Raw genomic sequence first — 23093 nt, forward strand, 5'->3', positions numbered from 1 at the left:
CATGAGCGGCACGAGGGATGTTGCGAGCGCCTGTCGGCGCCGCCTTGCCACGCTCGATGCTCCCAGGTACGTCCGGGTGGGCGAGCTACAGCGCCCCTTCGGCCAACGACGCCTTCCCCGCGCTCGCCCATTCCGGGACGCTCTTCTGGATGCGGGCGAAGGTTGCCAGGGCCTGCCCGACCACCTGATCCATGTTGTAGTAGCGGTAGGTTGCCAGTCGACCGACAAACCACACGTCGGGACAGGTTGCGCCAAGCGCTTCGTAGCGCTTGAAGAGCTCTTCGTTTTCGGCCCGCGGCACCGGATAGTACGGGTCCCCGATATCGGTGGGATATTCGTAGGTCAGACTGGTCCGCGCGTTCTGCTGGCCGGTCAGATGTTTGTACTCGGTGATGCGGGTGTAATCTTCCGTCTGGGGATAGTTGACGACGGCAACCGGCTGAAACTGCTCTTGGTCGAGGGTGACGTGCTCGAAGCGGAGCGAACGATAAGGAAGACGCCCCAGCTGCCAGCCGAAGTACTCGTCGATCGGGCCGGTATAGATCAGGCGGTTGAACGGTATCTCGTCACGAATTTCGCGGAAGTCGGTCTGCAGCATGATCTTGATGTTCGGATGGTCGAGCATGCGCTCGAACATCCTCGTGTATCCGCCGGCAGGCATCTTCTGGAAGCTGTCGCTGAAATATCGGTCATCGCGGTTGGTCCTGGTCGGCACTCGTGCCGTCACCGATTTGCTCAGCTGGTTCGGATCGACGCCCCATTGCTTTCTGGTGTAGCCACGGAAGAATTTTTCGTAGAGTTCGCGTCCCACGGTGCTGACGACAACATCCTCGGCCGTTCGCACGTCCTCTACCGTTTCGCGTCGCGACGCGAAGAACTCCTCCAACTGTGCAGAATTCAGTTCGAGGCCATAAAGGCGGTTTATCGTGTCGAGATTGATCGGGATGGGGAGCAGTATCCCATCCACCGCCGCCAGAACCCTATGCTCGTATGTGCGCCATTGGGTGAACTGCGAGAGGTAGTCCACGATCGACTGGCTGTTGGTGTGAAAAATATGTGGCCCATAGCGGTGGATGAGGATGCCGGCTTCATTATAGCAATCATAGGCGTTGCCGCCGACATGGCTGCGGCGATCGACCAAGAGAACGCTTTCATGACGCTGCGAGGCTATTCTTTCGGCAAGCACGCTGCCGGCAAACCCCGCGCCGACGATCAGCCAATCGAACATGGCTATGCGCTCCTGCGCAACGGGACGACCTTCTTGCGTCGGTAGGCGCCCTCAATGTGAGCGGCCATGGCCGTCCATGTTCTTTCCCACGACATGTCAGCCAGATAGGCATCGACTTGCGGCAGCAGCATCTCACGCGGTCGCAAAAGCATGGAGCGCAGCTTGCTCTCCAAGTCGTCACTGTCGGCGATTTCCACCAGTCCAGCAGCGCCGTAGCTGCGCACGACGTCAACGATCGCCGTCGAGATTACGGGCAGGCCCGCAGCCAGGAACTCTGGCGTCTTGGTTGGGCTGATGAACCGGGTCGCCTCGTTGAGTGCAAACGGCATCCAGCCGGCATCCCAATGGCGCAGATAATCGGGCAGGTCGCAGTAGGCCTTGGCACCCAACCAATGCAGGTTGTCGGCCTTCGGCAGGATTGCAGGATCGATTTTGACCACGGGGCCAATCATGACGAAATGCACGTCCGGCATCGTCCGCGCCGCTAGCGCCACGAGTCCGGCGTCCAGCCGCTCGTCGATGACGCCGAAATACCCCACCCTCGGGTGAGGAATGCCGGCCTGATCGGCTGGGTCCTTTCCTGGCAGCCTTGCCTTGTGAAAGTGTTTCACGTCGATGCTGCTCGGAAAGGGGTAAATAGCCTGATGCAGGCGGCGCTTGGTCTCGAACAGGCTCAGGCCACCGGTGAAAACGAGATCGGCGCGGCGCAGAAGTGCCTTTTCCATCTGCGCCAGTTCGGGCGGCGCATTCTTGAAAGCGGAGAGTTCGTCCATGCAGTCGTAGACGCATATGTCTGGGTCAAGAAACTCCGTGAAGCGGAGAGCCATCGGCGTGTAATACCAGGCGATCAGCCGGCTGTGCGGCATAGAAGCTATGATCTGCTGAACAAACCTCCGCTGCACGGCATCTGATTTCGCGGCCGACGCGCCGAGCGGCAGCACTGGTGTCACGATCAGGATGTTTGGCGATGCCTCGCTCGTCCGCATCTGCGGCTGTGGCAGTTCTTCGAAAACAGGCTCCTCAAAGTAGACCACTCTCTGCTGCTCGGATGCGAGGGTGAGGATATGCTGCGGCCGTTGATGAACGAAATTCCATCGCAAGTGGGAGAAGCAAACCAGTAGATTTTCCCTGCCAGTGTGTTTACTGGCGGATACCCTGCCCAAGGCTGCTTCCATTGAGATGTTCCTTCCCGTAATCTTTAGTTTATGTTACGACTAACATTTGTTAAGCGCGGATCGAGGAGAAATAGACTTCGATGCCAGCTCCTAACTTTCCAGCGCGTGAGTTGTTCCAAGGTGAAGTGAAGAGCTCTCGGTCACCGCTCGGATCACGAATGCGACCATATTTCCGCGAAGCTGAGAACGCCCGCCGCGCATCGCCGGGCTTTGAAAGCGTGAGCGACGGGGGAATGTCGGTGGAGAACGGACCTGCCGTATTTGCGTTGAAGTCGCTGGCTATAAAATGCGCAGGACATCAAGTTGATTCGCCCGCATCGCTGGCGAGTCCGTGCCAGGCGAATTCCGGGGCTGATATGAAGATCGACTTTGCGACCAACGTTTTTCCGCTGTTTCATCCGCAAAGCGTGGATGACCTCAAGGACCCTTGCCCCGTCTTTGATGGCAGCCTGTGGCACGTCTTCGGCTCGAGCGGCACGGTGACCACCGAAACGTGGACGATACTGCACGCCACGGCGCCGGACCTTTATGGGCCGTGGACCGAGCATCAGTCGATCGAGCTTCCAATCAATGGGAGTGGTGTTGCGGCTCCGGGGGTCATCCACGAAAGCGGCGTCTTTCACATGTTCATCCAGACCGAGTTCATGAAGTCTGGCGGCCGCTGCGAGCATGCGGTTTCCAATGACGGGTTCCAGTGGGTGGTTCTTAGCCCCGCCATCCTCGCGATCCCGGACACGGAGGAAGATGGCATTTACGATCCGCATCCCGCACTTATTGGCGGCAAGCGCTACCTCGTCTATTCCGCCATGCCAAAATTCACCAGGGTGCCGCAGCCCGACATCTATCTCGCACGCAGCCAATCCGACTCATGGTTCGGTCCCTGGAAGCGGATCGGCAAGATCCTCGACCACAATGATGTGCCTCACCACAACACGAGAGAGGATCCCGACTATGAATGGGGCATTGAGGGCGCACAACTGGTCGAATTGCCGGACGGTCGCGTGCTTCTCAATGCCACTTGCTTTCTGCCCAATGGCCTTCGCGGGAACCGGCAACGCGTGTTTTTTGCCATCGCGGATAACGTTGCTGGACCTTACGTCTCGATCGGCCCGGTGCTGGAACCAGGCCAGCCGGGAGAGAACGGCCACTCGACAGTGATGATCGAAGGCAGCCAGCTTTCACTGTTTTATCAGAGCCGGGTCGCCACGACTGATCATCGGTGGCGCTACGGCTTGGCCAGATGTGACGTCGCTCTGCTTTCCAGGGTCGCGTGATCCGGTCGGCGCCACTCGTAGCGACTGCATCAACGAACTGGACGGCTCGCATTGCGAATAAGCGTCCGTGGCTCGAGACATTCCCGCGGAAAACTGCCGCAATTAAGTGTTCCTCGCACGGAACAATGCATCAGAGCTGAGGTTCGGCTGACTTCCAACCAGGAGTCAGCCATGTATTACACCGACAAGAAATTGCAGTACCCGGTTCGTGTGGAAACGCCCAATCCAGTCTTTGCCCGTGCCTTGCAGCAGGCCATCGGCGGAGTAGAAGGCGAGATCCGCGTGGCCTTGCAGTATTTCTTCCAGGCATGGGGATGCCGCGGGCCGGCCAAATACCGCGACCTGTTGTTGAACACGGCGACCGAGGAGCTCGGCCATATCGAAATGCTGGCGACTGCGGTCGCCCTCAATCTTGAGGGTGCACCACGCAGGAGGACATCTCGTCGGACACGGTCGGCGGCTCGGTCCTCAACGGGATGAACTTCCGCCATATCTTGTCGACCGGCCTGGCCGCACTGCCTGAAAACGCCAACGGCGTTCCCTTCAATGCTTCGCATGTCTATGCCAGCGGCAATCTTGCCGCGGATATGGTCGCAAACGTCACCGCGGAAGGAAGCGGCCGCGTGCTTGCGACCCGCCTGTACAACATGACCAGCGATCCCGGCATGAAGGACATGCTGTCCTTCCTTATTGCGCGCGACACCATGCACCAACAGCAGTGGCTCGCGGCAATCGAAGATATGGGCGGACTGAACGCGTCTCTGCCGGTCCCCAACTCCTTCCCGCAGGAAAAGGAGCATCAGGACGTATCCTATGCCTTCATCAATTGCTTCGTCGAAGGTGTCGAACCAGCGCAGGGTCGTTGGAGCGAAGGACCGTCGATGGACGGCAAGGGCGAGTTCTCCCTGGTCGCCGGTTCGCCAATGGGCGAGGAGCCCATGCTGTCGCCGCCTCGGCCAAGTTCCGGCGCCCAGAGCGAGCAGATGATCGACAGGCGGGCAGCCGAATAGGCAAAGATAGCAATGCCGGAGGCAGCCGGCACTCGGCTGTCTCCTGCTAGCGGCTCCTGCGGAGTCGGGCGCACCCGGTGGTACCGAGCAACTGGCGCTCCGCACGAGGGATAGCGCGACCCATTGGTGACTGGTGCGTGCCTGACGAAGCTCTCCATTTCCGCTTCGACATAAATGCTTCACCTAGGGAACATCGCCGGCTCCGCGAAGTTGGACAGCCACGGAGGACGTGCACATGAACAGTGTCATCTATCTTATCGGCGTTATCGTTGTCGTGCTGGCGGTCCTCTCCTTCCTCGGTCTTCACTAGGTGGCCCCATGCAGCATGAAAACGATCAGGGCGGACAGCCCACCGATTTCGACAAGGCGAAAAGCGACGTTTCCGAAAGGCTTCGCCAGGAAAATGAGCGTGCCAGCGAGTTGCTTCACGACGCGCGTGACGAGGTGACCCGCAAGGCTGGCGACTATGCATCTGAAGCCAGGGAGGTCATCTCCGACAAGGCGCAGGAAGCGCAGCGCGACATCGGATCGAGCCTGGCGGCGCTGGGCGGCGCACTGCGCGCGGCCAGTGACCACCTGGCCAACAACGATGAAAGGAACGCATCGAAGTTCGCATTGGATGCTGCCGGTGGCCTGGAGCGGCTTTCATCGTCATTGAAACAGAAGCCGTTCGGCCAGGTCCTGGAGGACGTGCAGTCCTTTGGCCGGCAAAATCCCGGTGTCCTGCTTGCCGGATCGGTATTGGCCGGATTGGCTCTCGGGCGGTTCATCAAGGCCTCGCCGCCGGCGGGTCGAGAATTTCAGGATGCGCCGGGAGACCTCAAATCCCACACCGATCAGGCACAAGGTTGGTCCGCTGATCGGTCGCAGGATTCGGGCGTCGTCGGCGATGATGGGGCTATGCAGAGCGCGGAGCAGGACAGATGAACACCCAGGACAACCCAAGCCTTGCCGGGCTGATCACCGACTTGGCCCAGAATGTCACCACTTTGGTGCAAACCGAGGCCAGGCTGTTTCGGGCCGAGCTTTCTGAAAAGCTTGCCAAAGCCGGAGCAGGTGCCGCGGAAGTTCTGGGCGGCGCGATCTGCCTGCTCGCCGCGCTAATGGTGTTGCTGCAGGCACTCGTTATTGCACTGACGCGGGCAGGACTTGGCGCGGGGTGGTCTTCCCTGCTGGTCGGCGTGGTCGTGGCGGCCCTCGGCATTATCCTGCTGCGGACCGGGACGGCCAGCATGGCGCCTTCGGAACTTACCCCCGACCGCACCCAGGAACAGCTCAAGCGCGACGCGAGCGTGATCAAGGAACAAGTGAGATGACTGAGAAATCCGCAGCCGAACTTGAACGCGAGGCCGAGGCAGCCCGTGCGCGGGTGATGGAGACCGCCGAATCCATTCGAGGCAGGATGACGCCGGGACAATTGCTGGATGAGTTCACCGGGCTGTTCTCGGGAGGGGAGAGTTCGGCCATGCTCGCCAACCTCAGAACGCAGGTCCGAGACAATCCTTTGCCGGTCACCATGGTGGGAGCGGGTCTGGCTTGGCTGATGTTCGGCAGTGGTACCGCAGACACCGCCCGCGGTTCGGCTGGCTACTCAATGCCCTCGGCGCCGGGACGACATGATGAACGGGAACGTGGAGGCTTGGGCAGCACGCTTTCCGATGCCGCCGCATCTCTGTCATCGGCTGCCACCAGCGTCGGCGATACCGTTTCCAGCGCGGCAAGCAGCGCCGCGGAGGGTTTGACGGGCAGCACGGCCACTGCAAGATCGGTGACCGGCGACATGGCGGCGAAAGCCGCCCGCTCCGCGCAAGATCTGTTGGAGAACCAGCCCTTGGCCATAGCGGCCGCGGGTCTCGCCATCGGCGCCGCCATAGGTGCAATGCTGCCCCACACCGCAACGGAGGATGAGCAGCTAGGCGCCTATGGCGACAAGCTTCGCGATACCGCCGAAACCATGCTCGACAGGGGTCTCGACGAGGCCAAGCAGGTCGCCGCCGAAGCCTATGGAACCATCAAGCAGGAAGCTGGCCGGCAACATATGGAAGCAGACACGATCGCCGATCAGCTCGGCGAGATCGTGAAGTCCACAGCAGACAAGACCGAGCACGCCGTGCGTGAACGGATTTCCGATCCATCTCAGCGTCAAACCTAGCTTGAATGGATCAACGATAGTCGGTCTCGTCAGAAGGGCCGGCGTTGTTGTTCAGACGATGAACCGCTCAATCATTTCAGAGCGTAGAGGTAGGCCGCGATATCGCGCGCCTGCTGCTCCGAAATTCGGGTCGATGGCATGGCCGTGCGCGGATTGATTTCCCTGGCAGATCGTATCCAGCGGATCAGGTTCTCTGGATTGTTGGCCAGCCCGCCGCCGATAAAGGTGCGGTCAGCAAGACTGGCGTCGAGGCGTGGACCGACCTGCCCTTGCGCGCCCGGCACGCCCGAAATCGTATGGCAGCCGGAACAACCATTCGCAGTCATGATCGGCATGGCGCGCGCAATGTCACCTCCCGTGGCCGCCTCCGCCTCGTGGCGGATGTGCGCCGCCTGATCGGACCACCAGGTCATTCCGGCCACGCCCGCAACGAGCAGCACCAGCACGGCGCTGGCGCCGGCAAGCAGCTTAGACAAGCTCGTAGGCATGCGCAGCCTCCCCCCTTCCGCTCGCCTTGATCCACAGCGCGGCCAGCAGCAGCGCTGCGCCGCCATAGATCAGTCCAGCGGGAACCCACATCACCAGCCCGGCAAGTTGCTGGTCTTCCAGGGGGCTCAAATTCCATAGTGCCGCACCCACCGCGTTCTGCGGGTACCAGAGCCGCGGCGAGAGCAGCAGGAGCACGCCAAGCAGGCCAGTGTGCAGCGAGGTGACGAAAAGATGCATCACTGCGGTCCCATAGGCATGCTGGCGGCCGGGACGCGGCAAGAGTACCCACCAGAACAGCAGCCCTGTTCCGAAGAAGCTCGCGTGCTGTGCATAGTGCATCACGCCGCGTTCGAGCGCAGCCTCGAACAACGCCGGAAGGTGCCAGATCCATATGGCCAGGCCGTGGGCAATGGTCGCGCTGAGCGGTCGAGTTACGAAAGACCAAACCGCATTCAGCCATCTGCCGTGCCCGGCCATTCCAAGAATGCGCCGGACCCCGGCGGGAAATCCCCACATCAAGGCCGCAGCCGGGCTGGCGGAGACCAGCAGCGGCGCCGCCACGGCCATCAGCAGTTCATGCTCGATCATATGCGCCGCAAAGATCTGCTCACCGAGTGCATGAATCGGGCTGACCAACGCGGCCGTCAACACGCCCCATCCGGCCGTGAACAGCAGAGCCTGGCGCAGCCGCAGAGTCCTGCCGCGGCTGCTGCGCCGCCAAAGCCGGCCAGCTCCAACGACATATATCAGGGCAAGCACGGCAAGTGGCAGGGTGATGGGCAGCGCGAGCGTCCACCCGGCCTCGGGTGCGCCGGCGCCGTAGCAGATGGAAGTAGAGAACAGCCCGTCCAGATTCATCGCAGGCACTCATCCAGGATCAGCGCCGCGCTGCCTTGCATGAGGATCACAAGCGCAAACAGCAAGGCCGACAGCATGCCGAGATTGGCGACGAAGCGCTCTGTGGCGCGCGTACGCTCCGGCTTGAATGCGGCACCGCCTCGCCGCTTCGCCCGCCACGACAGCGCCCCGCCGAGCAGCGACAACAAGACGAGCAGCAGCGCCACGGGAAGCACGACCGGCACCTGGCGATTGCATTGCCAGGGCACCAGCGCATAATTCAGCTGTGTCGAGACCGCCCACGCCAGCGGCCCTGACAGAAGACCACCCCAAGACGTTCCCAGGCGTAATGCACGCATCTCAGCCTAGCCTCGGCACCCAGTAGATGAGCAGATAGATCGGAATCCAGGTCAGGACCACGAAGTCCCAGTAGAAGACATTGTCGCCGACATCGCCGAAGCGACGGCCGCTATAGCCGTGGCGCGTGAACATCAGCACAGTCAGCACGATGGTGTCGCCGACATCGGTGATGAGATGGGTGGTGTGCAGCCCGAGCAGCACCCAGAGCATCGATCCATAGGCATTGGTGTCCCAATAGATGTTGAGGGCCGGGAATTCGAACCAGCGCACGACGAGCGGAGCGATGCCGAGCAGCGACATGACCATCAGCCCGATCCGCACCGGCACCATCGAACATTGCTTGGCATAGCGGTGGAGGATGTGGTTAGGCACAAGGCTGACGATGAACAAAATGGTGACGATCGTTCCGGGCCAATGGTTCGGGCGCGGTGCGCTGAGGGGCCAGTCTGGCCATGACTGCGCAAGGTAGAGATAAGCGCCGGCCGCCAGCGCGAAGCCCGTGCCTTCCAGCGCCATGAAACCCAGCGTGCCCCACCAGGTCGGGCTGCGCGGACCGTGCCCGAAGGTGGGCAGGCCAGAAAGATCGGCGGCGGCGCGCTGCTTCATTCCTCGTCCTCCGGATCGCCCTTGGGCCAGAACCATCCGATCAACGTGATGGCGATTGGCGCGGCGCCCCAGACGATCGCCCAGGGCGTGAAGATTGAATAGAGAAACGTGCCGCCGACGGCCAGCGCCGCTAAAAGCGGCCAGATCGAAGGGGCGGCCGATTTCTCGCGAATGTCGGGATGAGCTTCGGCCACGGTCGAGATGAGGAGTTCGCGCGCGTCGACGCGGAGCCCGGTCGCTACAGGGAGCGCCTCGCGCTCGGCCCAGAGCGGCTCGATATGAGTCACGATGGGAATGCGTGCGAAATTATAGCTCGGCGGCGGCGAGGATGTTGCCCACTCCAAGGTTCCTGCGTCCCACGGATTGTTGCCGGCCGAGGTGCCTTTCAACGCGCCATGCACAAGGTTGAAGGTGAACAGGACAAAGCTCAGGAAGAAGAGTAACGCCCCAGCCGAGATGAAAAGGTTGATGTTGCCCCAGCCAAGCTCGGCCGGATAGGTGTAGACACGTCGTGGCATGCCCCACAGGCCGACCAGATGCATCGGGAAAAAGGCTGCATTGAACCCGATGAAGGCCAGCCAGAAATGCCACCGCCCGAGGCGTTCGCTCATCATGCGGCCGGTGACCTTCGGGAACCAGAAATAAGCCGCGCCAAGCAGCGGGAACACCGAGCCGCCGATCAGCACGTAATGGAAATGAGCGACGACGAAATAGGTGTCGTGGACCTGAAGATCCAGTGGCACTGAGGCGAGCATCACGCCCGTCAGCCCGCCGATGACGAAGATGAAGAAGAAGCCGAAGACGAACAGCAACGGAGTTCGGATCACCGGTCTGCCGTCCCATAATGTTGCCAGCCAGCAGAAGATCTGTACGCCGTTCGGGATGGCGATCATCATGCTGGATGCGGTGAAGAAGCTGGCGCCAAGCTTTGGCAGGCCGGTGGCGAACATGTGATGGACCCAAAGCCCGAACGAAAGGAAGCCGACCGCGATCAGCGACAGGACCAGCCCGAGATGACCGAATGTCGGTCGCCTGGCGAAAACAGGAATGATCGAGGACACCATGCCCGTCGCCGGCAGGAAGATGATGTAAACTTCCGGATGGCCGAAGAACCAGAAGAGGTGTTGGAACAGCAGAGCATCCCCACCTTCGGCCGGGTTGAAGATGTGCGTGCCAACCAGCCGGTCAAGGATCAGGAAAGTCGAGGTGATCATCACCGCCGGCATCGCGAAGACGACGACGAAGGAAGTGACCAGCATCGCCCAGACATAGAGCGGGATCTTGTCCAGCGACATGCCGGGGGCTCGCTGCTTGAAGACCGTGACGATGGTCGCCACCGCGACGGCCAGTGACGACACTTCGGTATAGGTGATCATCTGCGCCCAGACGTCAGCCCGCTTGCCCGGTGCGAATTCGGGGCCGGACAGCGGTACGTAGGCGAACCAGCCCACATCAGGGGCCATGTTGAGGGCGAAGGACACCCAGGCGAAAGCGCCGCCCGAGACGTAGACCCAATAGCTGAACGCGTTCAGGCGCGGAAACGCGACGTTGCGGGTGCCGACCATCAGCGGCACCAGGTAGATCCCGGTCGCCTGCACGATGGGCACGGCGAACAGAAACATCATCGTAACGCCATGCATGGTGAACAGCTGATTGTAGAGGTCGGGCCCGATCAGCCCGCGTTGCGGTCCAGAAAGCTGGATGCGCATGACGACAGCGTTGAGGCCGCCAAGACCAAGGAACACGAAAGCGGTGATCAAATAGCGTCGTGCGATCACCTTGTGATCGACGCTCGACAAGGCTCCGACGATGCCGGATGGCGTCCGCCAGGTGCGCTCGAGCCAGCGATGCAGGCCGGCATCATCCATGCCGGTGTCGCGCGGTCCGTCATGCTCGGGCGCGATGTCGCCTTTTGCAGATACCTTGCGCTCCGGCGGCAGGTCGCGTTGGCTTGTGAGATCCGCGCTGCTCATTTCAGACCCTCGAGATAGGCGACCACGGCATTGAGCTCATCGCCGCTGAGCTCCACCACCGGCATGTGGGAGCCGGGCTTGATGCCTTGCGGGTCGGCTATCCAGGCGGCGAGATTGCCGCGGCTCATCGTCAAGGTCCCGGCAGCGAGCGTCTGCCGGCTGGCTATGTGGGTGAGATCGGGAGCCACCGTTCCGCCGGCCGGCGTCCCCCCGATCCTGTGACACATCACGCAGGGGCGTTTGAGGAACAGGTCCGCACCGACCTTGGCTTCGCCGCTCGCCGGCGCGCCGGCCGGCTGCAACTGGTCGTTCAGCCAGGCATCGAATTTCGGGCGCGGCTCGGCGATGATCAAGGTGCCCATGTTGGCGTGCTGCGCACCGCAGAATTCAGCGCATTGACCACGGTAGACGCCTGGCTTGTCCGCCTTGATATCCAGCACGTTCATGTGGCCCGGGATAAGGTCGAGCTTGCCGGCCAAGCTTGGGATCCAGAAGGAATGGATCACATCGGTCGAGGTCAAAAGCAGCCGCACCGGCTCGCCGGCAGGGATATGAATCTCGTTTGCCGTCGTCAGGATGCGGCTCGGCGTAGCATCCTCGTAGCGCACCTCCCACCACCACTGGTGCCCGGTCACCCTGATTGTCAGCGCAGCCTCCGAGCCGATCGCAGCCAGCGTCCTGTTGGCGAAAAAGCTTAGCAGCGTCAGTCCGATCAGGATGATGGTGGTCACTCCGACGGCGGACACGACCACGCGCATCTTGCCGCGTTCGGCCGCTTCGTCGAGTAGGAGGGGTTCATCGCCGGAACGCGATCGCATGACCAGCGGTGCTGCGAGAGCGATCATCACCAGCGCCCAAACAACCGCGCAAAGCGCGGTAAAGAACCAGATGAGCCAGGCCAGCTCGCCGGCTGCGGGGCCCTTCGGGTCAAGCGCCGACTGCCAGCCTGCGCATCCCTGCAGAAACAGGACACAGAAGGCGAAGGCCATCGAGGCCGGGCGCTTCACGGTGATTTGCCCAGTGTCGCGGCATCCGGCAGGCGGTTTTCCGAGGGATGCACCATCATGTCGTCATTGCGTTGCGGCGCGGCGGAAGACGGCGCGTTGCCGCCCAGTGCGCGCACGAAGGCTGCCAGCTCCCATATCTGGTCGTCGGGTATCTTCTGGCCGAAGCTTGGCATCCCGTTGGGCCTGCCGTCGCGGATCGTGGCGTGGATGCTTTCCATCGAGCTGCCATAGATCCACTTCTCGTCCATGAGCGCCGGACCCATGCCGCCACCGCCATTGGCATGGCAGCCCGAGCAGTTGAACCAGCCGAACAGGCGTTTGCCCTCGCTCATGTGGAAGGCGTTGGCCTCGAAGCTCGCCGCCTTGTTGTCTGTGGGGGAGGGTCGCTGTCCGCCCGGCTCCAACGTGGTCACAGGCGTCGGCTGCTCACCTGAGCCGAGCGCCGATTGCGGTCGCGTGTCGCGCTCCTCGCGCTGGCAGGCGACCAGGGCCAGTGTCAAGGGCAGCAACATCGCCAGAGCGCGCCTCATCGGGCCGGTCTCCCGGCCATGTCCAGACGCGGTACGCCGTATCGCGCCAGAACCGCGTCGATCTCGGCCTTGTGTCGGGCAAGCGCGCTATTCACATCGCCACGCAGCGCATCGTCCTCGCGTCGAACACCCATTGAGATGTCGTACATCAGCGGCAGTTGCGGTCCATCGATGCGAGGCGTGACCGGCGTGATCCGAAGCGGCACCTTTTGCCTCTGCGCGAAATAGCCGGCGAGCGGACCCCAGACCACGGCAAGGTCGATCTCGCCGTTCGCGACAGCTTCGACGATGCGCGCCGGCGGGTTGGGAGCAGAGTAGTCGCCATAGACGGGGTAGCCGATGAGGTGCCCGACAATGCCGCGGCGGCCAAGCGCCTGGACAGGCGGCGAGTTGGCGCCATCGTCGCCGATGAGCTGAACACCGATGCGCAATTCTTGCAACCGCGGGTCGTTGAAGGACGTCACGTCCGGGCCGCCCTGGCGGGTCACGAAGACATAGGACGAACGGTAGTAAGGCGTGGTGGTGCGCAGCATTTCGAGATTGGCAGGCGTGCCGGGCACGAGATCGCAAAGGCCTGCCTTCAGCGTGTTGCGGATGAAGCCACGGCGCTGCGCCCACCAGGTATACGTCAGCTTGGCGCCAAGATCAGTGGCGACAATTTCCGCGATCCTGTTCTCGAAGCCTTGACCGGCCGCATTGGAAAACGGCATGTTGTTCGGGTCGGCGCACACTCTCAATTCACGTGCGTTGGCAACAGCCGGAAAGAGCAACAAGGCGAGCCCGGCCATGCCGATCGCCACCCGTTGGAACGCCTTTCGCGCCGGACGTACGGTCAAGTTCAATCCATCAAGGCAGCCGGAACACATAAAGCGTGCCTCCCGCCGTGGTAGCGTTCTTCAGATCCTTCATCGCGTTGACGAAGCCAAGTGCCGCGGTGGCATCGCGTGGGTCTAAGTCGCCCGAAACGATGGCGCCGGCCCAGCCACCGACGCCTGACAGAATTGCGACATACTGGTGCCCATCGGGGCCGCGATAGGTTATTGGCTGGCCGATGATGCCGGACGATGTCTTGAACTGCCAAAGCAGATCGCCGGTCCTGGCGCTGACCGCCTTGAACCAGCCTTCCATGGTCCCGTAAAAGACGACATCGCCGGCAGTGACGACGGTGCCGCTCCATACCGGAAAGTTCTCCTTCAGGACCCAGGCCGGCTTGGCGGCGGCAACATCCCAGGCGGTGAAGGCACCACGATTGCCGCCCGGCCCGGGGATCATGCGTACGTTCATGCCGACATAGGGCGTGCCTGCGATGTAGTTTACCTCGACGCCTTCTTCATCCATGCAGAGATTGTTGTGGGGGATGTAGAGCAGGCCGGTCCTCGGCGAAAACGCCGATGGCTGCCAGTCCTTGAGGCCGGACGCTGTCGGGCAAATGTCTCGGACCACCTTGCCGGTGCCGGTTCTCTTGTCGGGATTTGCAATCAGGCGGCCGGTCTTCAGATCGACGCCTTTGCTGGAATTGACCGGGCCATAGGCTGTGGCCGATAGCACCTCTCCAGTGGTCCGATCGAGGATATAGAGGTAGCCGTTGCGTTCCGGTCGGACAAGGACCTTGCGCGGCTTGCCTTGCCAGGTCATGTCCAGAAGGATCTGCTCGTTGATGCCGTCATAGTCATGGAGGTCATGCGGGCTCCACTGATAGAACCACTTCGCCGCTCCGGTATCGGCGTCACGCGCGAAAATACCGGACGTCCATTTGTTGTCGCCTGGCCGCAAATCCGGATTCCACGGTCCTGGATTGCCTGTGCCGTGGAAGATCAGGTTCAAGTCCGGATCGTAGGAGATCCAGCCCCACATATTGCCGCCGCCGATCTTCCAGGCTTCCGGTGGCCATGTCGTCACGCCAAGGTCTGTGCCCCTGTCCATGTCGTAGTGGGGCTTGAAGTCCGGGCCGATCAGCACATCCTTGTCGGGTCCAGTGCCATAAGCCGTCCAGACAACATGCCCGTCTCCGGCATCCAGCGCCTTGACCCAGCCGCGGACGCCCATTTCGCCGCCGGAATTGCCGACCAGAACTTTGCCCTTCACCACCAGCGGCGCCATGGTGATGGTCTCGCCGATGTTGATGTTGCCGATATGAGTGTTCCAGATCGGCTTGCCCGTATTGGCATCGAGCGCGATCGTGTGGCCGTCCAGCGTGTTGAAGAAGATGCGTCCGTTGGCGAAGGCCGCTCCGCGGTTGACGACATCGCAGCAGGCCACTCCTTGTGCCGCCGGCTCGGGGTTGGGCTCGTACTTCCACTTCATCGGCGCGCCGGGCCTGGAAAGGTCGAGCGCGTAGACGATGTTGGGAAAGGGCGTGACGATGTACATGTTGTTGCCGACGACCAGCGGCGCTGCTTCCTGGCCCTTGTTTACGCCGGTCGAGAAGGTGAAGGCGACCTGCAGGTTCTTGACGTTGCCTTCGTTGATCTCGCTGAGTTCGCTGAAGCGGGTCGACGCGTAGTTCTTGGCCGGCATTGTCCATTGCCCGTCATCGGGTGGCGCCGCGGCGGCGGGCGGCGCGATAGCCGCCGCCGATGCGGGCTCCGAGGCACCGCTCAGAAACAGGCCGCATGCCAGCAGCATCACCGAGAGTATGCCCGTGCGAAAGGAATTCTCGGTCGCCAATGCGCGGGCGCCTTGTCCTGCGTCAACGCGCGCTGGTGGCGGGTGCAGCATGCCTTTCATTTGTGGATCGAGCCTCCCACGCCGGCGCCGAGCTCCGCCGCGATGTCAGCCTCGGTGCCGGCACAAAGCGGATGGCCCCAGCCCGAGGCGCTTTTGCCGCCGGGATCGACATCGTAGACGATGGCGTCCTTGCGATTGGGATTGACCCCGGCGGGAACCTTGTCGAGGCCAAGCGCCGCGCGAACACGCCAGGCGACATTGTGATCGGCGCATGAGGAATCTCCTGAGACCCCGAGGCCTCCGACGATGCTCTTGCCGTCATAGAGGGCAAGCCCGCCGCCAAACACGACGACGCCTCCGATTGGCTTGCCGACGAGAGGATCGCTGACACTTCCAAACGTTTTGGGATCGCCCGCGTAGGCTGCGGCCTGGTTGACCGGGTTGGTCTCCTGCAAGCCGAAAAGCGGCCCGCCCGGCTGCGTCCCCGCGTAGAGATTGGCCGTCGATAGGGCCATTTGCGCCAGGCTGAGCCCATTGGCTGTATTGGCCTTCTCCGCCGCGACGAGGCGACTGCCTGGCCATTGCGAATCGGCGGTGGGACCGCTGAAAGCGATCGCGCACACCGCGCCGTCGCGAGCAACGACAGCGGCCCATTCGTTGGTCTCAAAGCCTCCGTTGGCAGGTCCGCCGCTTGCTTTCACATTGGCCTTGAGTGCGGCGACCAGCTTATCGTGGTCGGCCGGGCAGGGCGCCTGTGCCATGGCTTGGCCCAGTGGGAACAGGCCACTCGTCAACAACACCAGACCAAAGGCTGATAGCAAACGCCGACAGCGATACATTGTCCTGCCCATTCGTTCGAGCATCAAAGAACCCCGGAGCATTCTGGCAGCCTGGAAAATGCGAAAATGAGTCCGTGGTCCAATGCCGTCGCTATTTAACTTGGGCGATGCAGCTATGTTCCTGCTTTTGCAAAAAATTGCGCAGCCGCGTGCGCCGATGCAAGGTTGCCGTCTGTCCGTGTCGCCGGCGCAATATCCGCGGCCGAGATCGTGGTACCTACTGTCATACGTGTATTGTGATGCAAACGACACCCGGCGAGAAGGAATAAACGTAGCCAAAACAGGCAGTTGACGGGCTGACTGATCCCTGCCCATTGTGCCGGCACCTATGAACGTTGCGCCAGCATTGCCAAGGCAACCTGTCGGCCCTTGGCAATGGGAGAAAACCTGCATGTCTTGAGGACTCGGGCACGCCTTTGCTTGGTCGAGGCTCGCCTACATCCAACCAGACGCCTCCAACTGCGGCGGTGTCACGGGCTGGCTGCGGGTGGCAGCACTTTCACGCAAGGCCAGGATTCCCATCTGGAGTCACGGAATGCAGGAACTTCCTGTCAGCCTGGTTCACATTTGCGCCTTTGCCCGCAGCGTCAGCCGATGGAACATGATGCCGGTCGCCGCCGTTGGAAGAGCTTGGAGGCGGCCGCATGCACCTTGTCCAGATCCTGCTTCCTCGTTCCGACAACGCGGGTGAGCCCTTCGCCAAGGAAGACTTCGATCGTGTGAAGGACGAACTCGCCAATACGTTCAAAGGTGTCACCGCGTATTTTCGGACGCCCGCGGAAGGGGTATGGAGGGAGGGAAAAGAGTCCGACATGGACGAGATTGTCATCTTCGAGGTGATGACGGAAGAAGTCGATCTGCCCGATTGGCGAAGGCGCCGAGCGGAGTTGGAGCGCCGTTTCCGGCAGGACGAGATCATCATCCGCTACCTACCGATAGCATTGGTCTAAAGGTCCAGGCGCCTCCGGGATTGGGTTTTGCCACCCTCCTTCCCGAGCTGAACTGCATTCGAAATCTGGAATGGCCTATTAGAGGTTTAATTACGATCCTTTGGACCTGCGTAATTCATTCAGTGGGTCTTCTGTAGGGCATAATATTGCGCATCGGTCGAATTAGAGAGGAAGGAAATATAACATACGTTCCATCAACCATTTAGACCGTTTGTCGATGTTTGTACTGATGACACTGTTATTTTACTGCTTGCAAGCCTTGCGAGTCGACCTGACGGGGTCAGTCTGGACAGGACCGAACCGCCTGCTTCAAAGGGTTGACCGGAAATGGGCGCATTGTTGGCTGTCCAGTGACTACGCTCCTACGGCGTCGGTCATTTTTCTTTTGCTGCCGCCGATCGGTTCTGGCCGGTCGGCGCCGTTGTCTTCGCGTCTTTCGAATGCGCTGCTATTGCAGGACCCGCGCCAGTCGACTTGCGCATATCGCCGTTGCCAGCGGGGCCGGGCTTCTTGCCGAGTAGTCTTGAAACGAGCGTACCTAGATATCCCATTGATACCTCCCGTGAGATTCGCGTAGCGACGGGCCAGTCTTCGCCTGGTGGGGCTACTACACGTTTTCGGCAGCCATGTTGACAGCCGGTTCAGCGAGTTGTGTCAGCGCCTCGTCGGTCGCTTTTTCCTCTCCAAGGGTTAAATTGAGGAGCGAAACAGCTTCATCCAGCCCCAGTTCGGAGGCCCAGGTCTTCAGTGTGCCATAGCGTGAGATTTCGTAGTGCTCCACAGCCTGGGCCGCAGCCAGCAGGCCAGCGTCCAGGGCAGGTGTGCCCTTATATTCCTCCATGATCTCGGCACCTTCATCGGTGATGCCCACAATAGCCGCACACGTCTTTCCCTGCGGCTTCTTGCCGATCACTTCGAAAACCTGTTCGAGCCGGGCAACGTGTTCTTTCGTTTCCTCGCGGTGCTTTTCGAACGCCGCCTTCAAATCTGGGCTTTGAGCGGCCTTTGCCATTTTCGGCAGCGTCGCAACGATCTTCTTTTCGGCGAAATAGATGTCCTTCAACGTGTCGTGGAAAAGTTCGTTCAGGCCCTTCGGTGATGCCTTCTTAGTGGGTGCCATCCTGTGTTCTCCCGTTCGCGCTCAAAAGCGAGGCGGAATAGCAACTCGATGCGGGGCAACTGGTTCCGGAGGGTGTTCTCTGATTGCAGTGAAATTGAACGCGACCAATTTATTGCGGAGCCTTGACGCTCAAGATCTGTCTCCCAGCACCCGCCGCCCGACGCTCAGGTAGTCCTAGCTGCAACGGTGGAAGCATCGGCACGGGTGATCGACAAGCTTCCGTGAGTCCATAATCGTCATAGATCAGACGCTTCCGACTACTCACGACGGTAGCTTGCGAAGGGTCTTCCGCATTTGCACACGTTAACCGGCCATCATTCAATGTCTCATGTGCCGCAGAATGTCTGTAGGACGCGTTCATCCGGGCGTGGCGGGTCAGCATAGCGTTCCATGTCCGGCTGCTCATCGAAGGGCCGGCTGATGACCCTCAAAATCTCCTCGAAAGGTGTGAAGTCCCCGCCCAGCGCCGCCTGGATCATAGCCTCGATGCGATGGTTGCGAGGGATGAATTTGGGATTGACGGCATGCATGACCGCCCGGCGCGCGGCCGTGTCGGCAGCATCGCTTGCGATGCGCTCGCGCCAGCGCGCCGACCAAACATCGAATGCGCCTGGATCCTCAAACAACTGCCGCGCCCCGCCCTGATCGTCCGGGGCGGCGAGGTCGTCGCCCAGACGCCGGAAGGCGAGCGTAAAGTCGGCTTCGCCGCGAGCTAATACATCCAGAAAATCAGCCGCGAGCTGCAAGTCGCCTTCCGCCTCGGTCAGCAATCCGAGTTTTCTGCGGAAGCCGCGCTGCAACACAGTCTCATATGAGGACTGGAAAGACCCAAGCACCTCTTCGGCTTCAGAGACGGCTTCACTCTCGTCCGTGCTCATGAGCGGCAGCAGAGTCTCGGCAAAGCGTGCAAGATTCCATGTCGCCACATGAGGCTGGTTGGCATAGGCATAGCGGCCGACACGGTCGATCGAACTGAACACCGCGCTCGGGTCATAGGCGTCCATGAAGGCGCATGGGCCATAGTCGATCGTCTCGCCCGAGATCGTCATGTTGTCGGTGTTCATGACGCCATGGATGAAGCCGACCAGCATCCAGCGCGCCACCAGATCGGCCTGTGCAGCGACAACGGCCTCAAGCAAAGCGCGGTACGGCCGCGCTTGCCCGACCAGCTGCGGGAAATGGCGTTCAATGGCATAGTCGGCGAGGATCTTGAGGCCTCCGGTATCGTGGCGCGCAGCGAAATATTGGAAGGTGCCTATCCGGATATGGCTGGCCGCCACTCTTGTAAGGACAGCGCCGGGCAGCCGGACCTCGCGATATACCGGGTCCCCGGTGAGCACAGCCGCCAAGGCTCGAGTCGTCGGAATGCCCAGCGCGGCCATTGCTTCGCTGACGACATACTCGCGCAGAACCGGGCCGACGGCTGCGCGGCCGTCGCCATTGCGCGAGAACCGCGTCGGTCCCGATCCCTTCAACTGGATGTCACGGCGAATGTCGTTAACGTCCACCACCTCGCCAAGCAGCAGAGCGCGCCCGTCGCCGAGCTGAGGCACGAAGTTTCCGAACTGGTGACCTGCATAGGCCAGGGCGATTGCCTGCAAGCCTTCCGGAAATCTATGGCCAGAGAGCATATCCAATCCATCCGGGCTGGTAAGCTGGTCGGCATCGAGCCCGAGTTCCTCCGCAAGTGGCCGGTTGAATCGGATCAGCCGCGGTTCGGACACCGGCTTTGGATCCGTGTGCGCGAAGAAGCGCTCGGGCAATTGCGCATAGCTGTTGTTGAGGGCGAGAAGCCGCATCTGAATGCCCTGGGTTTATTCGGCGGTCGCAGGTGCCGTCATGAAATCTGGCTCTGACGGAAGGACCCAACAGCTCCCGTCTCGAGGAGACTGTCTTCACTTGTCATATAGGACACAATCTCGCTGGTACCATTCGGATCCATCAGGCCGGCACCGGATAAGCTTTGAACTACCCGCCTACGTCGCGTTTCGGGGCTACCGTGCGACGAAAGGCGACAGGCAAGCTGACCCCTTCTGCTGTCTTGACCTCAGAAGGCCTTGTGGATCCATTGTCCATGACGACGATCTTGTCGGGTCACCCTCATGGCCGTACTAGGCCGCAGGCGAAGGAAAAACTGTCGAGACTACGTTGCAGCTGGGGCGCCTCCCGAATGGCGGACGTCAGTTTTATGATGATGTCCCCGACGGTACGCTGGCCGCAACCCATACGCTCGCCGGGCGGATCCGTACGGGCATGTCATCAGGCGAGATCAAAGAAGATAAGGTCGCGTTCCCGCGTTTTTGATCCAAGCGATCGCGCGCCATTGGACACAATCACCCTAAGGGGGTCCTTCAAATGCCATCCTTGGCGTCATAGCCGCTACGTTCGAGGAGAGCATGGCGGGCCCGAACCGAAGCCTTCCCTGGTGGAAGGCCCTCCGGGCCCACCATCGGCTTTCGCCGCCGTTGATTTAATTGGGTTTTTTGTACTTTTTTGTCCCGCTCTCGTCCACCCCCTCCAAAAGTGGGACATTTTCGTTCTCGTTTCGATCGAATACCAATAGCGTCCGGGCAGACTGCGCCACTACCCGGCGGCGTGCCTTGCGGATGTAATGATCGGGCTGCTGATACGTCGTCCAGCCGTAAATCGCCTTCAGCTGTTCATGCGTGGCACCGTTTTCTGCGGCAACGGTGGCGCCTGCCTTGCGGACCCCGTGGGCGCTGCAGCCCGGGAGCCCCGCTTCGTCGCACCATTGGCGCATCTTGTTGCCAAGGCCGTTTTCCGAGAAAGGCCGACCATACTCGGTGACGAGGAATGTCAAGTTGCCGGCCGGGGCGAAGGAAAGCTCATCCTCGAGTTCTGGGAGCAGAGGCAGTTCGACGACAATCGCTTCCTTGCGCACCTTGCTCTTGTCGGTCTTGCCAGGCTTGATCCTGATCCACTTCTCCCAGGTCCCGGTATCCTTGTTGCGAACCTGGGTAATGTGTTGTCTGCCAAAGATTGCTGCATCGGACAGTCGCAAACCTGTGAACATGAAAATCGCCAGCGCCATACGAGCCATGGTGCCGCGCGCATGCCGTTTCTCATACTGGACGATCTCCGACACTTCCCAGGTGTGGAAACCTTCGCCATTGCCCGAAGTCAGGCGCTTTATTCCGTTTGCCGGATTGACCTCGACCAGCTCGGCATCCTTGGCCCAGGCGAACATTGCGCTAATGGCTTTTGTAATATTGTTGGCTGCCCCCGGAGCGTCTGACCGGGTATCACGAAGCTCCTTGACGTGAGCCCGCTTCATGGCCGCGAATGGTAATGAACCCTTCGTCGAAAAGTCCGGATTGACCGGCCCGCTCAGCGGGTGAATTCCCGCCAGCAGCTGTTCATCGGCGGCGGTTTCGTCGCACCGAAAGGCGGGCAATATATTCCAAGCTACGATCCAACGACCGCCAGGCCCTGGTATGAGCTGGCCGAGGCCGACGCATCCGATGTCGATGCCGCAGTCGCTTCAGCGCGGGCAGCCTTTGCCGATCCGGCCTGGCGCCGCATGACCCAGACCGACCGCGGCAAGCTTGTTTACCGCCTGGCGCAGCTTGTGCTCGAACATGCCGACGAACTGGCGCTGATCGAGACGCGCGACAATGGCAAGCTGCTAAAGGAGATGCGGGCGCAGATGCGCGCCATGCCGGACTCCTACAGCTATTTCGCCGGGATGGCCGACAAGCTGCTGGGCGACACGATCCCCGTCAACAAGCTCGACATGCTCAATTTCAATATGCGCGAACCGCTCGGCGTCGTCGGCATGATCACGCCATGGAATTCACCGCTGATGCTGCTCACCGGCACGCTGGCGCCGTGCCTTGCCATCGGTAACACCGTTGTCATCAAGCCGTCCGAACACGCCACCGCCTCGACGCTGGCGCTGGCCGAACTGATCATGGAAGCCGGCTTCCCCGCCGGCGTCGTCAATGTCGTGACCGGCACGGGCACCAGCGCCGGCGACGCGCTGACGCGTCATCCCGACATCGCCAAGATCGTCTTCACCGGCAGCACGGCCACCGGCCGGCGGATCGCCACCAACGCGGCCGCAAACCTGGTTTCGTGCCAGATGGAGCTTGGCGGGAAATCACCTCAGGTCGTCTTTGCCGACGTCGACTTGGACCATGCCGTCAACGGCGTCGTCTCCGGCATCTTCGCGGCCGCCGGCCAGAGCTGCGTTGCCGGATCGCGCTGCTTCGTCGAGGCCAGTATCTATGACCGTTTCGTCGACGCGCTGGTCGAGCGCGCCAAGCGGGTCAGGGTGGGCCACCCCCTGAATGACGATACCGACATGGGTCCGCTGGCGCTGTCGGCACAACTTGCCAAAGTTGAAAGCTACGTCGCCTCGGGCGTCCATCAGGGGGCGAAGATCGCGGCCGGTGGCCGCAGACCGCAATCGGCCGAGCTCGCGGAAGGCTGGTATTTCGAGCCAACCGTCATGGTCGACGCCCGCAACGACATGGACTTCATGCAGGAGGAAATCTTCGGTCCGGTCGTCGGCGTCATCCCCTTCTCGTCGGAAGAGGAGATGACCGCGCTCGCCAACGACACGCGCTACGGGCTGTCCTCCGGCATCTGGACCAAGGACATCGACCGCGCGCTGCGCTTTGCCCGCAATGTCGATGCCGGAACTGTCTGGATCAACACCTATCGCGCCTCGTCCTTCATGTCGGCCAATGGCGGCTTCAAGGAAAGCGGCTATGGCCGCAGGGGAGGCTTCGACGTGATGGAGGAGTTCTCGCGGCTGAAGAACATCATGATCGATTATTCCGGGGTCATGCAGGACCCATTTGTCATCCGCCTGCGCTGAGCATCACCCACACCGACCACAAAGGACGGGACA

Annotated in this window: 22 protein-coding genes and 1 pseudogene; 8 read left to right on the top strand and 15 right to left on the bottom strand. The window is 61.3% G+C overall.

All coding sequences use genetic code 11. From position 1 onward, the window contains the following. Positions 1-85: 85 nt before the first annotated feature. Positions 86-1228: a UDP-galactopyranose mutase gene (gene glf, locus RPF88_RS31635; RefSeq protein ID WP_024504623.1), complete on the bottom strand. Its 1143-nt coding sequence runs from the start codon at positions 1226-1228 to the stop codon at positions 86-88. Positions 1229-1230: 2 nt separating this feature from the next. Then, the gene (locus RPF88_RS31640; protein ID WP_024504622.1) at positions 1231-2403 is read right to left on the bottom strand and encodes a glycosyltransferase; all 1173 of its coding nucleotides are present in this window, start codon (positions 2401-2403) and stop codon (positions 1231-1233) included. 158 nt (positions 2404-2561) lie between these two features. On the opposite strand from RPF88_RS31640, the gene RPF88_RS31645 reads away from it, so the two are divergent. The 5 genes and pseudogenes from RPF88_RS31645 (at position 2562) to RPF88_RS31665 (ending at position 6839) form a co-directional block, all read left to right on the top strand. Further along, complete coding sequence (locus RPF88_RS31645; protein ID WP_164752036.1) at positions 2562-3677, top strand: hypothetical protein; 1116 nt, start codon at positions 2562-2564, stop codon at positions 3675-3677. Between the two features lie 171 nt (positions 3678-3848). Continuing rightward, positions 3849-4687 (top strand): annotated as a pseudogene (locus tag RPF88_RS31650) (manganese catalase family protein). Between the two features lie 318 nt (positions 4688-5005). Next, the gene (locus tag RPF88_RS31655; protein ID WP_013525133.1) at positions 5006-5614 is read left to right on the top strand and encodes a hypothetical protein; all 609 of its coding nucleotides are present in this window, start codon (positions 5006-5008) and stop codon (positions 5612-5614) included. Beyond that, entirely contained in the window at positions 5611-6003 is a 393-nt protein-coding gene (locus RPF88_RS31660) for a phage holin family protein (protein WP_013525134.1), read from the top strand. The genes RPF88_RS31655 and RPF88_RS31660 overlap by 4 nt, the downstream gene beginning before the upstream one ends. Then, positions 6000-6839: a DUF3618 domain-containing protein gene (locus RPF88_RS31665; RefSeq protein WP_024504619.1), complete on the top strand. Its 840-nt coding sequence runs from the start codon at positions 6000-6002 to the stop codon at positions 6837-6839. The genes RPF88_RS31660 and RPF88_RS31665 overlap by 4 nt, the downstream gene beginning before the upstream one ends. A 71-nt stretch (positions 6840-6910) precedes the next feature. On the opposite strand, the gene RPF88_RS31670 is transcribed toward RPF88_RS31665, so the two are convergent. The 10 genes from RPF88_RS31670 to RPF88_RS31715 are packed head-to-tail and all read right to left on the bottom strand — an operon-like array spanning position 6911 to position 16069. Further along, positions 6911-7327, bottom strand: a complete 417-nt coding sequence (locus tag RPF88_RS31670) for a c-type cytochrome (protein WP_337124022.1) — start codon at positions 7325-7327, stop codon at positions 6911-6913. Further along, on the bottom strand, positions 7308-8186 hold the full coding sequence (locus tag RPF88_RS31675) for a cytochrome c oxidase assembly protein (protein WP_024504617.1): 879 nt from the start codon (positions 8184-8186) through the stop codon (positions 7308-7310). The genes RPF88_RS31670 and RPF88_RS31675 overlap by 20 nt, the downstream gene beginning before the upstream one ends. Further along, the gene (locus tag RPF88_RS31680; RefSeq protein WP_013525138.1) at positions 8183-8524 is read right to left on the bottom strand and encodes a hypothetical protein; all 342 of its coding nucleotides are present in this window, start codon (positions 8522-8524) and stop codon (positions 8183-8185) included. Before RPF88_RS31680 ends, RPF88_RS31675 begins: the two co-directional genes overlap by 4 nt. A 1-nt stretch (position 8525) precedes the next feature. After that, a complete protein-coding gene (locus RPF88_RS31685; RefSeq protein WP_013525139.1) occupies positions 8526-9131 on the bottom strand; it encodes a cytochrome c oxidase subunit 3 in 606 nt (201 codons plus the stop codon). Further along, positions 9128-11104 carry a cytochrome c oxidase subunit I gene (gene ctaD / locus RPF88_RS31690; RefSeq protein WP_337124023.1) on the bottom strand — a complete coding sequence of 659 codons (1977 nt, stop codon included), beginning with the start codon at positions 11102-11104 and terminating at the stop codon, positions 9128-9130. Before ctaD ends, RPF88_RS31685 begins: the two co-directional genes overlap by 4 nt. Continuing rightward, positions 11101-12093, bottom strand: coding sequence for a cytochrome c oxidase subunit II (gene coxB / locus RPF88_RS31695; protein ID WP_063170892.1), 993 nt, complete (start codon positions 12091-12093; stop codon positions 11101-11103). The genes ctaD and coxB overlap by 4 nt, the downstream gene beginning before the upstream one ends. A 14-nt stretch (positions 12094-12107) precedes the next feature. Continuing rightward, positions 12108-12641 carry a c-type cytochrome gene (locus tag RPF88_RS31700; RefSeq protein ID WP_013525142.1) on the bottom strand — a complete coding sequence of 178 codons (534 nt, stop codon included), beginning with the start codon at positions 12639-12641 and terminating at the stop codon, positions 12108-12110. After that, positions 12638-13507: a substrate-binding domain-containing protein gene (locus RPF88_RS31705; protein WP_337124024.1), complete on the bottom strand. Its 870-nt coding sequence runs from the start codon at positions 13505-13507 to the stop codon at positions 12638-12640. Before RPF88_RS31705 ends, RPF88_RS31700 begins: the two co-directional genes overlap by 4 nt. Then, positions 13488-15368 carry a methanol/ethanol family PQQ-dependent dehydrogenase gene (locus RPF88_RS31710; protein WP_337124025.1) on the bottom strand — a complete coding sequence of 627 codons (1881 nt, stop codon included), beginning with the start codon at positions 15366-15368 and terminating at the stop codon, positions 13488-13490. The genes RPF88_RS31705 and RPF88_RS31710 overlap by 20 nt, the downstream gene beginning before the upstream one ends. Further along, positions 15365-16069: a heme-binding protein gene (locus RPF88_RS31715; RefSeq protein ID WP_337124026.1), complete on the bottom strand. Its 705-nt coding sequence runs from the start codon at positions 16067-16069 to the stop codon at positions 15365-15367. The genes RPF88_RS31710 and RPF88_RS31715 overlap by 4 nt, the downstream gene beginning before the upstream one ends. Positions 16070-16634: 565 nt before the next feature. On the opposite strand from RPF88_RS31715, the gene RPF88_RS33485 reads away from it, so the two are divergent. Together RPF88_RS33485 and RPF88_RS31725 are read left to right on the top strand one after the other, a co-directional pair. Next, entirely contained in the window at positions 16635-16838 is a 204-nt protein-coding gene (locus RPF88_RS33485) for a hypothetical protein (protein WP_275955479.1), read from the top strand. After that, a complete protein-coding gene (locus RPF88_RS31725; RefSeq protein WP_013525146.1) occupies positions 16792-17097 on the top strand; it encodes a hypothetical protein in 306 nt (101 codons plus the stop codon). The genes RPF88_RS33485 and RPF88_RS31725 overlap by 47 nt, the downstream gene beginning before the upstream one ends. Positions 17098-17704: 607 nt before the next feature. Here RPF88_RS31725 and RPF88_RS31730 read toward each other — a convergent pair. The 3 genes from RPF88_RS31730 to RPF88_RS31740 form a co-directional block, all read right to left on the bottom strand. Continuing rightward, the gene (locus tag RPF88_RS31730) at positions 17705-18217 is read right to left on the bottom strand and encodes a YciE/YciF ferroxidase family protein (protein ID WP_063170775.1); all 513 of its coding nucleotides are present in this window, start codon (positions 18215-18217) and stop codon (positions 17705-17707) included. Between the two features lie 326 nt (positions 18218-18543). Beyond that, positions 18544-20016, bottom strand: a complete 1473-nt coding sequence (locus RPF88_RS31735; protein ID WP_275954783.1) for a protein adenylyltransferase SelO — start codon at positions 20014-20016, stop codon at positions 18544-18546. A 671-nt stretch (positions 20017-20687) separates the two neighbouring features. Beyond that, entirely contained in the window at positions 20688-21632 is a 945-nt protein-coding gene (locus tag RPF88_RS31740) for a tyrosine-type recombinase/integrase (protein WP_337124027.1), read from the bottom strand. Between RPF88_RS31740 and RPF88_RS31745 the strand changes: the two genes are divergently transcribed. Continuing rightward, complete coding sequence (locus tag RPF88_RS31745; protein WP_337124028.1) at positions 21573-23060, top strand: aldehyde dehydrogenase; 1488 nt, start codon at positions 21573-21575, stop codon at positions 23058-23060. The genes RPF88_RS31740 and RPF88_RS31745 overlap by 60 nt on opposite strands. The last annotated feature ends 33 nt before the right edge of the window (positions 23061-23093 follow it).

Source organism: Mesorhizobium sp. ISC11 (assembly GCF_037162595.1).
In the GTDB taxonomy this organism is placed as follows: domain Bacteria; phylum Pseudomonadota; class Alphaproteobacteria; order Rhizobiales; family Rhizobiaceae; genus Mesorhizobium; species Mesorhizobium ciceri.